17 protein-coding genes, 1 tRNA gene and 1 pseudogene are annotated in these 13146 nt (G+C 48.8%); 2 read left to right on the forward strand and 17 right to left on the reverse strand.

Translation table 11 applies throughout. The features are described 5' to 3' along the window. Positions 1–16 precede the first annotated feature (16 nt). Positions 17–1402: a cysteine--tRNA ligase gene (gene cysS / locus AB3Y96_RS05515; RefSeq protein WP_072308914.1), complete on the forward strand. Its 1386-nt coding sequence runs from the start codon at positions 17–19 to the stop codon at positions 1400–1402. Positions 1403–1467: 65 nt separating this feature from the next. On the opposite strand, the gene ybcJ is transcribed toward cysS, so the two are convergent. The 3 genes from ybcJ to folD form a co-directional block, all read right to left on the reverse strand. Then, positions 1468–1680, reverse strand: a complete 213-nt coding sequence (ybcJ, locus tag AB3Y96_RS05520) for a ribosome-associated protein YbcJ (protein ID WP_367298685.1) — start codon at positions 1678–1680, stop codon at positions 1468–1470. Between the two features lie 186 nt (positions 1681–1866). Next, the gene (locus tag AB3Y96_RS05525) at positions 1867–3234 is read right to left on the reverse strand and encodes an NAD-dependent succinate-semialdehyde dehydrogenase (protein WP_367298686.1); all 1368 of its coding nucleotides are present in this window, start codon (positions 3232–3234) and stop codon (positions 1867–1869) included. Between the two features lie 276 nt (positions 3235–3510). Beyond that, the gene (gene folD / locus AB3Y96_RS05530; RefSeq protein WP_072308917.1) at positions 3511–4368 is read right to left on the reverse strand and encodes a bifunctional methylenetetrahydrofolate dehydrogenase/methenyltetrahydrofolate cyclohydrolase FolD; all 858 of its coding nucleotides are present in this window, start codon (positions 4366–4368) and stop codon (positions 3511–3513) included. Positions 4369–4572: 204 nt separating this feature from the next. Here folD and AB3Y96_RS05535 point away from each other — a divergent pair. Beyond that, positions 4573–4649 (forward strand) — tRNA-Arg (locus tag AB3Y96_RS05535). A gap of 10 nt (positions 4650–4659) precedes the next feature. Here AB3Y96_RS05535 and AB3Y96_RS05540 read toward each other — a convergent pair. The 14 genes and pseudogenes from AB3Y96_RS05540 to AB3Y96_RS05605 form a co-directional block, all read right to left on the reverse strand. Continuing rightward, positions 4660–5826: a tyrosine-type recombinase/integrase gene (locus AB3Y96_RS05540; protein WP_367298687.1), complete on the reverse strand. Its 1167-nt coding sequence runs from the start codon at positions 5824–5826 to the stop codon at positions 4660–4662. 422 nt (positions 5827–6248) lie between these two features. Continuing rightward, positions 6249–6790, reverse strand: a pseudogene (locus tag AB3Y96_RS05545) (phage N-6-adenine-methyltransferase). Beyond that, positions 6787–7026, reverse strand: coding sequence for a DUF4060 family protein (locus AB3Y96_RS05550; protein ID WP_367298688.1), 240 nt, complete (start codon positions 7024–7026; stop codon positions 6787–6789). The pseudogene AB3Y96_RS05545 and the gene AB3Y96_RS05550 overlap by 4 nt, the downstream one beginning before the upstream one ends. A 213-nt stretch (positions 7027–7239) precedes the next feature. Then, a complete protein-coding gene (locus AB3Y96_RS05555; RefSeq protein ID WP_367298689.1) occupies positions 7240–8259 on the reverse strand; it encodes a DNA cytosine methyltransferase in 1020 nt (339 codons plus the stop codon). Further along, positions 8259–9137, reverse strand: a complete 879-nt coding sequence (locus AB3Y96_RS05560; protein ID WP_367298690.1) for a DUF551 domain-containing protein — start codon at positions 9135–9137, stop codon at positions 8259–8261. The genes AB3Y96_RS05555 and AB3Y96_RS05560 overlap by 1 nt, the downstream gene beginning before the upstream one ends. Further along, positions 9130–9519, reverse strand: a complete 390-nt coding sequence (locus AB3Y96_RS05565) for a hypothetical protein (protein WP_367298691.1) — start codon at positions 9517–9519, stop codon at positions 9130–9132. Before AB3Y96_RS05565 ends, AB3Y96_RS05560 begins: the two co-directional genes overlap by 8 nt. Continuing rightward, the gene (locus AB3Y96_RS05570) at positions 9509–9733 is read right to left on the reverse strand and encodes a hypothetical protein (RefSeq protein WP_115103017.1); all 225 of its coding nucleotides are present in this window, start codon (positions 9731–9733) and stop codon (positions 9509–9511) included. The genes AB3Y96_RS05565 and AB3Y96_RS05570 overlap by 11 nt, the downstream gene beginning before the upstream one ends. Beyond that, a complete protein-coding gene (locus AB3Y96_RS05575) occupies positions 9720–10088 on the reverse strand; it encodes a hypothetical protein (protein ID WP_367298692.1) in 369 nt (122 codons plus the stop codon). The genes AB3Y96_RS05570 and AB3Y96_RS05575 overlap by 14 nt, the downstream gene beginning before the upstream one ends. Positions 10089–10097: 9 nt before the next feature. Beyond that, positions 10098–10610, reverse strand: coding sequence for a hypothetical protein (locus AB3Y96_RS05580; RefSeq protein WP_367298693.1), 513 nt, complete (start codon positions 10608–10610; stop codon positions 10098–10100). A gap of 12 nt (positions 10611–10622) precedes the next feature. Next, positions 10623–11123 (reverse strand): single-stranded DNA-binding protein, encoded by a 501-nt coding sequence (locus tag AB3Y96_RS05585; protein WP_367298694.1) that lies wholly within the window; start codon positions 11121–11123, stop codon positions 10623–10625. After that, positions 11124–11990, reverse strand: coding sequence for an ATP-binding protein (locus tag AB3Y96_RS05590; protein ID WP_046360915.1), 867 nt, complete (start codon positions 11988–11990; stop codon positions 11124–11126). A 4-nt stretch (positions 11991–11994) separates the two neighbouring features. Then, positions 11995–12666 (reverse strand): exodeoxyribonuclease X, encoded by a 672-nt coding sequence (exoX, locus tag AB3Y96_RS05595; RefSeq protein WP_367298695.1) that lies wholly within the window; start codon positions 12664–12666, stop codon positions 11995–11997. Beyond that, positions 12644–12814 (reverse strand): hypothetical protein, encoded by a 171-nt coding sequence (locus tag AB3Y96_RS05600; protein ID WP_367298696.1) that lies wholly within the window; start codon positions 12812–12814, stop codon positions 12644–12646. The genes exoX and AB3Y96_RS05600 overlap by 23 nt, the downstream gene beginning before the upstream one ends. Then, complete coding sequence (locus AB3Y96_RS05605) at positions 12811–13011, reverse strand: hypothetical protein (RefSeq protein ID WP_367298697.1); 201 nt, start codon at positions 13009–13011, stop codon at positions 12811–12813. Before AB3Y96_RS05605 ends, AB3Y96_RS05600 begins: the two co-directional genes overlap by 4 nt. Between the last annotated feature and the right edge of the window lie 135 nt (positions 13012–13146).

Genomic DNA, 13146 nt, shown 5'->3' on the forward strand with positions numbered 1-13146 from the left:
CATCACGGATGCCCCGATGCTAAAGATTTTTAACACACTCAGTCGTCAAAAAGAGGAATTCAAACCTATTCACGCCGGTGAAGTCGGTATGTATGTGTGCGGGGTAACCATTTACGATCTGTGTCATATCGGCCATGGCCGTACATTCGTTTCTTTTGATGTGGTGGCGCGTTATCTACGCTATTTAGGCTACAACCTTAAATATGTGCGTAACGTGACGGACGTAGATGACAAAATTATCAAGCGTGCGCTGGAAAATGGCGAAACCTGCGAGCAGTTGACCGAACGTATGCTGGCTGAGATGCACAAAGATTTCGATTCGTTGAATATTGCGCGTCCCGATCTGGAGCCACGTGCGACGCACCATATTCCTGAGATTATTGAAATCGTCGAATTGCTGATTGCGCGCGGTCATGCTTACGTCGCCAGCAACGGCGATGTGATGTTTGCCGTGGATACCGATCCGGATTATGGTCTGCTTTCTCGACAGGACTTGGATCAGCTGCAGGCAGGTGCTCGCGTTGAAATTGCCGACGTGAAACGCAATCCGATGGATTTCGTGCTGTGGAAAATGTCGAAACCGGGTGAGCCAAGCTGGGAGTCCCCTTGGGGCCTAGGTCGTCCTGGATGGCATATTGAATGTTCAGCCATGAACTGCAAACAGTTGGGCGAACATTTCGATATTCACGGCGGCGGTTCTGACCTGATGTTCCCGCATCACGAGAATGAAATTGCGCAATCAAGCTGTGCGCACGATGGTCCTTATGTGAATTACTGGATGCACTCCGGTATGGTGATGATTGACCGCGAAAAAATGTCGAAATCGCTGGGCAACTTCTTCACTATTCGTGATGTGCTGCAGCACTATGACGCTGAAACCGTGCGTTATTTCCTGATGTCAGGCCACTATCGTAGCCAACTCAACTACAGCGAAGAGAACCTGAAGCAAGCACGTGCTGCTTTGGAACGTCTGTATACCGCGCTGCGTGGCACCGATCCTCACGCTGAACCAGCCGGTGGCAACGTCTTTGAAGCACGTTTCCGCGAAGCTATGGACGACGATTTCAACACGCCAGAAGCCTATTCGGCATTGTTTGATTTGGCGCGTGAAGTTAATCGCCTGAAATCAGAAGATATGACGCTGGCTAATGCCATGGCGGCCGAGCTACGTAAGCTGGCGAAAATCCTTGGCCTGTTGGAGCAGGATCCAGAAGTATTCTTGCAAAGCGGTGCGCAGGTTGACGACGGCGAAGTGGCTAAGATTGAAGCATTAATCAAACAGCGTAACGATGCTCGTGCGGCAAAAGATTGGGCGATGGCCGATTCGGCGCGCGACCAATTGAATGAGCTAGGTATTGTGCTCGAAGATGGCCCGCAGGGTACGACTTGGCGTCGTAAATAAGACGTTCGATTTATCCAATAAAAAAGCCGGCGGATAAGCCGGCTTTTTCACATCAAGCGTAGAGATTACGCTTTGACCTGCACGCTTTGACCGTTATAAGTCACCGTCTGGCCGTCAATAATTTTGCAGCGTTTACGGGTTTCGATCTTCCCATCAACTTTCACATAGCCGTCAGCAATAACGTTTTTTGCTGCTGCGCCGCTGTCATTCCAGCCTTGTAGTTTCAGCAGATCGCACAGTTCAACGTGCGGATGGTTTTCCAGATGGAAGATTTCCATGGTGTTATCTCTTTATTCTTTGGGAGTGATTCGTTCGAGATGCCGTAGCCATCATATAGCCAGTGCATGGCTATCAATATACGGCGGGCAATGCGCTATTATGCCAGTTTGCACGCAATGGCGCATAGCTAATCTACGAGTGCGGGTGCGTTGCCACACCCGCGGAGAATTCACCCCAAGAATAATTTAAGCCACAACGACCAGTTTTTGGTTTGTGAACTCTTTAATCCCCAGATCGGCCAGTTCATGGCCATAGCCTGAACGTTTTACGCCACCAAACGGCAGTTCTGGCGCAGTACCGCTCAAGGTATTGATAAATACCATACCGGTTTCAATGCGCGAGGCCATTTTTTTACCGCGTTCAATGTTGTTAGTGAAGATGGCACCACCAAGGCCATAGTGTGAATCGTTCGCCAAGCTGATGGCTTCATCGTCACTCTTCACGACGAACACCATCGCAACTGGGCCAAAGAACTCTTCGAAATAGGCTGGATTATCGCGCTTGATGTCGGTGAGAATTGTTGGGGGGTAGAAATAGCCTTGTTGATCCACCGCCTTGCCACCTAATGTGGCCTTAGCGCCATTTTTGACTGCTTTATCAACCTGTTTAACCAAGTTCTGCAATGCGCCTTTAGAAGATAGCGGCCCCAAGGTGGTGCTCGGATCGAGCGGATCGCCCATTTTTACGGATGCCAACGCTTGGGTAAAACCAGCAAGAAACTTATCGGCAATTTTTTCATGAATAATGAAGCGTTTGGCTGCGGTACACACCTGACCCGCATTTTGCAGACGAGCCTGAGCGCCTACTTTTATCGCCTTGTCGAGGTCGCAATCATCAAGAACCACAAATACGTCGTTCCCACCAAGTTCCATGGTGGATTTTTTAAGGTTCTTGGCCGCCTGTGCAGCCACCACGCTACCCGCTTGTTCTGAACCGGTAAGAGCAACGCCGCTGACACGATCGTCATCGATGATGCTGGCGACTTGATCCTGTGAGATGAACAAATTGGTATAGGCACCTTTGGGGGCACCAGCCTGAGAGACCATCCGTTCGAAGGTTTCTGCGCAGTGGGGGACGATGCTAGCGTGTTTCACCATCACGCTATTACCGACGGCCATATTAGGGGCTAATACGCGCATAAGCTGGTAGAACGGGAAATTCCAAGGCTCAACGGCCATGATGATGCCAATGGGATGATGTTCAACCCACGCATCACCGAGCGATGAAGGGTATTTGACAGGTTTTAGAAACGCTTTAGCGTTGTCTGCATAATATTGGGCGATTGCAGCGCAGATCTTAACTTCCCCACGGCTCTGCTCAATAAGTTTACCCATTTCTTGGCTGATCGTTTTCGCCAGTTCTTCTTCGTGTTGGGTAAACAGCTCAGACAGCTTGCTAAGAACGTTAATGCGTTGAGATATATCGCCTTGTGCCCAGTCTGACTTATAAAGTTGGTGTGCGGTTGCTAAGGCCGATTCGACATATTTATCGTTGTGCTGCGGATATTCTTTGATGAGTTTATCGGTGTAAGGGTTGATTGTCTGGTATGGCATGATGGCTCCTTATCGGTATAGATCATGTTGACGAAGACGAGTTGGATATTCTCCGAGCTAGGTGATTGAATGACATGATGTTTATGAACGTGAATGTAGCAACTGAGGTTAACGAGTTCGCGGCTCAATCGCAGATGTGTAATGAATAACTATAGGCTGGAATGACATATCTACAAGGAAATGGCGTGAGACTAGGAATTATCTTGCTGAGTTGACCGGCGCTAAAAATGAATGAAGCCAGTCAATGACTGGCTTATATTGAAAGTGGTTTGCTGCTTAAATATCGTGAAACTCTTCGCAAGCCTGCAGGGTATTTTGAATCAGCGTTGCTACGGTCATTGGCCCAACGCCACCCGGTACCGGCGTGATCCAACCCGCGCGCTCAACGGCAACGTCAAACTCAACGTCACCAACGACTTTCCCACTGGCTAAACGGTTGATCCCAACATCGATCACTACGGCGCCAGGTTTGATCCATGCACCTGGAATAAAGCCCGGCTTACCCACGGCAACCACAACCAGATCGGCATTTTCAACGTGCTTTTGCAGATCCTTGGTAAAGCGATGGGTAATGGTGGTAGTACAACCAGCCAATAACAGCTCGAGTCCCATAGGACGGCCCACGATATTTGACGCCCCAACGACCACGGCGTTCAAGCCATAGGTATTGATTTCGCAGCGTTCTAGCATGGTGATGATGCCGCGAGGGGTGCAAGGGCGGAGCTTTGGCGAACGCTGGCATAAGCGGCCAACGTTATAAGGATGGAAGCCATCAACGTCTTTATCTGGGCTGATTCTTTCCAGCACTTTTACGTTGTCGATACCGGCAGGCAGCGGAAGCTGAACCAAAATGCCGTCGATAGTGTTATCGGCGTTGAGGTCATCAATCAAACTTAATAGCTGCTCTTCGCTGGTGGATATCGGCAGATCGTAAGATTTTGATACGATACCGACTTCTTCACATGCGCGGCGTTTGCTACCGACATAAATCTGTGAGGCAGGGTTTTCGCCTACTAATATTACCGCCAGCCCAGGGGCACGTTTCCCCTCAGCCAAACGTTGTTCTACGCGCACAGCCATCTCGCTTCTAACCTGCTGCGCAATCGTTTTACCATCAATAATCTTTGCTGCCATCAGTGACGAAATCCATCAATATTGTTCAAGCGGGGGAGGGCTTCTATTGTGTCAGATGCAAAGCGTGCTGTCAGGCAAAGAATAACCATAAAATAACCAAGTAGATGATCAAACGGACAAAAGGCATTGACTCAAACCGTGCTGACCGTATAATCCAAATCCGCTGCACGACCTGACAGAGAGCAACTGCTCAATCGTCTCAGTGCGCCCTTAGCTCAGTTGGATAGAGCAACGGCCTTCTAAGCCGTAGGTCACAGGTTCGAATCCTGTAGGGCGTACCATTAAAATCAATCACTTACCAAATCCTATCACCTCCAACTTTTCCAACTGGGACATATTTGGGACATCATCATTAAAAATGACGTCTATTTGCTGCGCATGCTCGGTTAAATGATTCGGGGCTAGATGAGCGTAGCGTCTCACCATTTCTATACTCTCCCAACCACCCATCTCCTGTAATATAGATAGCGGTACTCCAGCCTGAACCAGCCAACTTGCCCACGTATGGCGCAGATCGTGAAAACGGAAATTCTCTATCCCAGCCCGCTTAAGCGCTAATCGCCAAGCAGAGTTAGAATCAACCCTCATTTTCCTCACTGCTGGCGTTAATGTCCCATCTGATCGCTTTTTGGCTTCGGTGTGAACAAATACCCATTTCTGGTGCTGGCCAAGTTGATTCCGTAGTACCTTACATGCAGTATTATTTAAGGCTATACCGATGGCCTTGCCAGACTTGCTATCTTCAGGATTTATCCAAGCTACCTTTCTTTGCATATCTATCTGTTGCCATTCCAAGTTGATAATATTGGATCGGCGTAAGCCTGTAGCGAGAGCAAAAATCACCGTAGACTTTAACGGCTCTGGGCATTCATTAACTAGCCGTTGCGCCTCAGCCGGTTCCAGCCAGCGGACGCGCTTATTTCTAACCTGCGGTACTTTTATTATTGGTGCCTTTTCTAACCACTTCCAATCGCGCTCAGCCGCTCTAAGCAAAGACTTCATCAAGGCAAGGTGCTTGGCCTTTGTTGATGTAGACACCTGCTTATCAGAAAAAGCTGGAACTTCCTTCCCTCTTTTTTCCAGCGCCGTGGATTGAGCCAGCCAGTTTGCCATATATCTCCGGTTGGTCATTTTGCTTATCGCCGTATATATTTTGGCCTCTGTAATATCTTTTAAACTGACCCCATCAAAATGCATTAGCCAGAATCCCATCCGGCTTTTGTCATCATCAAGAGACTTTTTATCGGCTTTCTCTTCTATCCATCTGAGGCAAGCCTCATCAAAGGTCACATCAGGAAAGTCGCCTAACCGCTCTATCCTCCAGAGCTCTGCCTTCCTTCTATCGTGCAACTCCTGCGCTTGGCGCTTGTCCTTCGTGCCAAGTGATTCCTTAATTCGCTTGCCGCTTGGCGTCGAGTAGCTGCCGTACCATATTTCACCTCTGCGGAAGAGTGACATAGTGATTCTCCTGTCGCACCAACCGCGCTCACCGGCACAGTTTGGATCGGATTGTTTAGCGCCGCAATGCATGCAGTGCGAGTGAACATGTAGGGGGAATTTGGTTTCGTAGGGTTTTTCTTCGTGTAAGCAATGCGCCCAGACCGGCACCACTGAGTTAGCGTATCTTTATCTATCCCAATGAAGGCGGCGGCCTCGTGGCGGTTTAGACTGAATTTCTCCATCATTTATCCTTATCCGTCACTTTCATGCAGTAGCAAGACAGCACCATCCACGGCTTAAATTTGCCGCATAGTGGCGCTATCTTTGCTGAATGCTTATCGAGTAACTGGCGCTATGTTTGAGAATTGTTTTTGCTGCGGAGTTCGGTGAGAAGGGCTCTTGCCACATTGCGGATCGCGTTGTCTTGTTCTGCTGTCATGTCATGCCGCTTTCACTCCCGCCATAATATCGCTGCCGATTGCGATCAGTTCGTCGCGTGATACGGTTGTGAATTGGCAACGTGGTTTGATGAATGGGCGCCAGATAAATAACAGGCTGCCTTTGCTGTTTCCGTTTTTACCTGGCTTTCCGGTGCCGGCATTGATGAATGACAATCGACCACCAGTGATTAGACGGACTTCATCAACAGACTCGAGCGCCAGAGAAAACCAACCGGTTGATGTATCAGCAGGGAGTAACATCACAACCGGCTGGCTTTGTGCTTTGCACTGCTCTGCTGCCTTTCCCACCCACGGAGTTATTGCGGAGTAGGGGGATTGCACCAGATAGCGCCGTAGCTTACCCACTCGCTATTCAATGCATCATCGCGCTCTGTCAGATATCTGGCGCACAAGGCGTTTCCGTGGTCGGCTGCCGCGTCGAGATAGAAACCAAACTCAGCATCAAGCGCGGCGAATACCTCTATCGGCGTCTGCCACCGGTCTTTATGTTCTAGCGGCGTATTGCTAGCAAATTCACTCACGCTGCATTACCCCACACTTTCGATAAATCCCTAGGCCGCATCATTGACGTAGCCACATATGATTTTTTACGGTTCATGATTTCAACGACGATTTTCATTCCATCAACCAAAACGGTGTAGTTTTCTGACTCTTTAGAGGGAGCGTAATCACCGTACTTGTCTTGATGCTGATTAAGCGCCGCTTTCATTGCTGAGCGTTCTATCGGTGTTGGATTACCCTTGATGATGTGTCGCATGCATCCTCCGGCAATAAAAAAGCCGCTGGTTAGCGGCTATTAATCTTGGTTAACAGGTAAGCACATTAGAACGTGGTTAGGCCGCTTCTCATGAATCAGCTTTATCCATTGTTCACAGGTTTCTTTTGGCATGACTTCAGGTGTAACGGGGAGGGCGTCGCAAGCATCTAATCCGCAGGCGCTGACTAGAAGGATATAACCGGCTATCAGCATCTATTTCTGCTCCTGTGCTGCCATATAAGCCCCTACAAACGTTTCTGCGACTTCCGCGCAGATGGCATTTCCGTAGGCGCGCAATCGTCCCACTCTTGCGGTAATGCCATTAGCCAACGGCTTAAGTCCGGGTTTAACTGGCCTCCACTTTCCATCATGGCAGAAGAGCCAGTCAGCATCTTGCCAGAAGCCGTTAACCTGATGGGGCCAATCATTTTTGATTGCTGGGTCAGACTGCTGCCCGTCATCGCCGGAGTGATCCCCCTCCCGCCCCTGGTTCCGTCCGATGCACTCGGAGTTGTCCAACCGGATAACTGTGCTGTCACATCCAGCCGATCCGTTGGCAGCTTCCCGTTGCGAATCCTCCCTCCCTGATACCCCCCTTTCCCATCCGTTGCTGTTGGAGTATTCCACCCCGCTAGGCAGGCAAAATCTTGCAGATTCGACTGCCTGCCCGCCATCATTCTGGCTATAACTTTCAATGGATCCTGATACGCGTTTTTGACGTTGCTCGCGTTCGGAGTGGGCCACCCAGAAAAGGCGCTGTCTGATATGCGGAGCACCCACGCCCGCAGCGCAGATATCGACAGCTGTTGCGGCGTAGTTCGCTCCTTCCAAGTCAGCTTGTACAAGGTCGAACCAGCCAAGGCCGTCTTTGCTTGCAACTTGTTCACCAAACACGACCGGAGGTCGGCACTGCTCGATGAGATAGTGGAAATGAGGCCATAGGTGCCGCTCGTCATCAAACCCGCCGCCTTGGCCTGCCGCGCTGAAAGGTTGGCATGGGCATGAACCTGTCCAGACTGGTTTGTCATCTGACCACCCAGCTCGTCGCAGTGCGTAAGACCAGACTGCAATTCCAGCAAAGAAGTGGCATTGTGTGTAATTTCGTAGGTCATCTGGAGTTACATCCTCAATAGAGCGTTCATCAACATCACCGGCTGCAATATGGCCAGCTGCAATAAGGTTTCTTAGCCACTGAGCAGCGTATGGGTCTATTTCGTTGTAATAGGCCGCCATTATTCGATCTCCTGCATTGGTGGCTCTGGCAATTCCCAGTACATCCAGTGCGTTGCTACAGCTAAATCGTTGTTATAGTTGTCGCCTAATATTCCTGGATAGTCCCAATTTAAAAGGTAAAATTTACCATCACAACCAAGATACCCTTGATCGACGCAAAGTTCCTCGTATGGCTGCCAGCTCTTATCGCCATGTGTAAAAACACGCGCTCCATATAACGCAAGCCATCTTTTAGGCTCCGGCATCCGATCACTGCAAGCAACCCAGCCATCCGGAATTACCGGCAACTTGTAAGGCTCGCTTACAGGTTGTGTTGTAGACGCGAGCGAGCGTAAATCAGTAACAATCTCATCAGCCCAATCCTGCCAACCGAACGGAATACCATTCGCTGCGCTGGCTATGTGATTTGCAAGTCCAATTAGTTTTTCGCTCAAATCGTTTTGTTCTGGTATTACAGGTTGTGCCGGTGCTGAAACCTCAAGGTCTGAAATAATGCCAATTACCGAACTTAATCGAATAGCCATCACCGTTGCTTTTTGAGTCGGGACTGGAAGCTCTTTTAATATCCAATTCAAGATTCTGTTTAGTATTTCCACTTGCTGACTCAAATCTACAAGTTCAGGCTGTTTAGGTAATACCGGTGCTGCATAGAGTGGTGTTCCCGCACCACAGTCAGCGCTAAACTCGTTATGACCGTTGTATTCTGGAAAGCCTTCACTATCTGCTGCTACCCAAGCCACAGGATTCTTAGCTGCTTGCTCGTATGCCAGAAGCTGTCGCAACGCCAGTGCAACTTGATGATCAGTTACGTCGCACATCCCATCAGTTTTAATATCGCTGACGAATTTTTCTAAACGATCAGTTGTTAACTTATTCATGACTCTGCTCCTTATTTCTACGTGCGCGTGGATATTCTGGCTTTGGCTCATACTTTGGTTTGGCTACAGCGTTCTTTATGGCCTTTCGCCAGTTCTTGGCATTGTTCAGAACAACAACACCGCCGTTATCGTCAAAGTAACCATCTGGAGCAGGGGAGGATAAAGACTCAATCACATCGCATGGGGCGGCTATATTGCAGTTACCATCGTTGTAATATCCAAGACGCTTTATCACTTGTTGCTCGGTATAACGCCCAGCAGCATTAAGTCGGGATGTGTATCCAGAATCATCGCTTCTAAACATCAAAATGAATGAATCCTCGCTAGAACAGTGATGAACGCTCAAAATGAAGTACTCGCTCTCTTTGCTGTTACTGGTCATTAGGCTGCACCTCATGCCAGTTCGCCCACGCAATGCCATCATCACATTCAATTACACCGTCCGCGCCGCAATCCAAGCACTGGCATTTGTCTTCTGCATATAGCAATTCTGGGTTGCCGTAAGTGGTTGTGACTTCAATATTGCTTGAGCCGCATAAGTCGCATTCAAGCCAATTTATGATGAGCTTTTTCTCTTTGCTGTTACTGTGCATCATTAATCCCCTTGCGAAGCTGAGCTGCGAACTTATTAGCCATCTCTGATATTTGGCTATAGCTAGCGGCTCCTTTCCAGTCTTTGGCAAACGCTTCCACACCACGCGCCATCATCTCCCTGGTGAATGCTTCGGTGGCCGGCGTTTCTTTTGCTTCGTTTAGCACATCGACATACCAGTCAACATAGCGATATTCGAGCATGCCATCGTGCTGCTCAATCCACATATCTGGTGCCGTGGCGAACTCAATGGCATTACGCATTTTGGTATTCTCAGCCACCACATCAGCTAACTTCTTCTCCAGCGCATCACGCTGATGAACTACTGATTCGTATTTCTGGATTGGTAGGTTGTTCATGAATATCTCCTATGCGGCATCGGCTATAAGCTCCATGCCGTACATGAATTTGGTAGGTTCGAGTGACTGATGAGTTTTGCCGTTGAAGCTATAAACGATGCTGCGGTCGGAGGCTGAAATAATGGTGTACTCAATGCCGCGCTTGCCTATATATCGTTGACCAGCTTTTGGCTGGTGAATAACGATGGGCTTAGGTGGTGGTCGCTTTGGTGTGATTTTCTCGATAACAGCATCTACATCGATATCATCTCTTAGCCGGTAAACCGTACCGCCTAGCTCGTCATTTCCCCAAGGTTCCGCTGTTAGGTATTCCCTGATTGCGAAGAGGTGGTTGATTTGGATGTACTCGCAACTCTTTGTGTTGCGCCAGGTGTAATAAAGTTCTTTGTAGTTCAGCGTCACCCCGCCAGTGGCACCACCGCCCAATAGTTTGCCGCCCACTGAGTTAAGTGCTCGGTGGAATTCGGTGATGTTATTGTCGGGGTGCTGGCTGAGGACGCGCAGGATGCTCTGCGGCGTCATGGTGGTTACCTGTTAGAAGGGGATGTCGGAGTCAAAGTCCATTGGAGGTTCATTGCTTTGTGGCTGAGCTGCTGGAGCACTCTGAGGGCGAGCCGCTGGCAGTAAGCCGCCGCTGAACTGATTACCCTGTGCCTGACCGCCGCCCATAGGCGCACCGCCACCTTGACGTCCACCCAGCATCTGCATGGTGCCTCCAACGTTTACGACGATTTCAGTGGTGTATTTTTCAACGCCAGCCTGATCGGTCCACTTACGAGTCTGCAAAGCACCTTCGATATAAACCTGAGAGCCTTTACGCAGATATTCACCCGCAACCTCAGCCAGCTTTCCGAATAGCACTACGCGATGCCACTCAGTTTTTTCCTTCTGCTCACCAGTCTGCTTGTCTCGCCAGCTTTCTGATGTGGCCAGCGTGATGTTTGCCACTGCGCCCCCATTCGGTAAATAACGAACTTCTGGGTCATTTCCCAAATTCCCGACAAGGATTACTTTATTTACGCCTCTGCTCGCCATTTATTCAGCTTCCTCAGTTGGTAATAGTTCTGATTTTCTTGCTTCGTATATTTCTTGTGCCTTGGCTTGTTCTGGCGTATCTCTCAATGAACGGTAAGCCTCAGCCCATGCAGACTTCAGGGAATCAAATGATTGGGACTTCTCAGCAACAAGAACGAAGTGGGCTAAGTCTATTTCAGCTTTAGTTCTTCCATCGTTAAGCCAATCGACAAGCTTTTTCCCTACCGAATCGTCAATTACCGTGTAATCCACATTGGAAAAAAGACCTGTCCTATCTTTGGATGCTGTGGCTGTGTGAGTTTCGTGGTTAATATCAAGAACGGTTGTGAACTCGTATTCAACACCATCGCGCTGCTCAGATTTCATTCCAAGTTTTACGACCTTTTTGCTACCTTCCTGTTGCGCTGTTTCAGTCTTGCTTCGCATAGTCGCTACGACATGGCAATTCACTCGTAGTATTGAATCAAGGAACTTGCGATGTCGTGGGGTTAATGCACTCCATGCTGCGTGTGTGTTTCCTTTGAATTTTGTTTTTGCGATCGTATCCAGATCATCAAGACAACCACCAACGCCACCCCACTCGTGAGAGATAGAATCAATAACAAGGTTGTCATACCCAGCAGCTTCGGCGGCTGCTATAGCCTCAATAAATCTCTCGGGGCTAAATGGCGGGTCTAATTCAAGAACATCGAAATCGAACTCATTTGAGTAAAGTGACGCGCTCCCTTTCTCTGTATCTATAACTGCCGTTTTTCCCCCCATACTTTTACAGATAACAAGGGCGCTATACGTTTTCCCAGCCCCGCTTGGCCCAGTAAGTGCCAGCCGTAGCTTGGCTTTCTTTCTCATGGCTTTTTCAAATTTCATTAAATTAGTCTCTTAGGTAGTGTTGTATCGTAAATCGCATGTCATCTGACATGTCGCTGATGGTGCTTAAAGCCCACTTGAGCCAGCTAGGATCCTCTTTTGCTACCTCAGCGAACGTCTTACCTTTGTGCTTCCCAATTCTCAGTGTTTTTAGTAGGACTGGCTGAGCGCTGATCTCTAGCATTTCGTCAACTGACCAAGAAGAATCACTTGAGATGCGAATAAAAAGTGCAGCAGTTACATAGCAGTCATATAGCGCACGGTGGGCGTGTAGTTTTTCAGGAACCCACGCATCAAGCCCAAGCGCGTAACGTAGGAACTGGTTGGCGTGGCTATCAAGGTCTGGATAAAGACGCGCTGCTAACTTTCTGGTGCATATCCATTCGCCGCCCATTTCAGGAAGTACGCCTTTATCAAAGTTTGCGTTGTGGGCTATGTAGAAATCAGCCCCTTGATAGCGACCAACCACATCATCAATCAATGGCTTATCAGCAACGATATCCTCTGTGATGTGATGAATAGCCATTGCGCTGAATTCGATAGGGCGGTCTGGTTTAACGAAATCACTCATTGGATTGATGATGGATAATGAGTTTTCAATATCCACACTTGCCACCTCAACAACACCGCCATTCAACCCGCATGTCTCTGTATCAATAACTCTGAGCACACTCATTAATTCCCATCCTTTTCTCTTGCATGTTTGTACGGTGATCTGCCACCGCTTCTAGTTGAGCAATCTGGTCGTTCATAATCGGAATCATCTCTGGGGAACGCATCCACTGGATTAGCTGCTGTTCCAGTGGGTCTATTGTTTCGCTCATGCTGCCACCTGCTTTTCGCTAACGCTGTAGCCGAGCTCGTTCAAGTATTCGAAAACGGCCGCCATATCGAGCTGAGTCATAATCTCTTTCGTATCTGTCTCACCGAAGAGAGCGGTATTTTCAGCAATCACTCGCATTTCTCCTGCTCGGTCACCGCATCGCGTGGTGACGTTGCTGCATAAAAATTGAAGTTTCATGGTCTACCTTCCTGTCTCAACATATCGACTAGTTTGTCTAACCAGCTTTTACGAGGTGGTGGGGTGAAGCTGGCAGAGGTAAGGCGGTTAGATGGGTGATGCTGGATTTTTAACAAATAGTTAGTAGAGCAGCCC

The organism is Hafnia alvei, from assembly GCF_964063325.1.
In the GTDB taxonomy this organism is placed as follows: Bacteria; Pseudomonadota; Gammaproteobacteria; order Enterobacterales; family Enterobacteriaceae; genus Hafnia; species Hafnia alvei_B.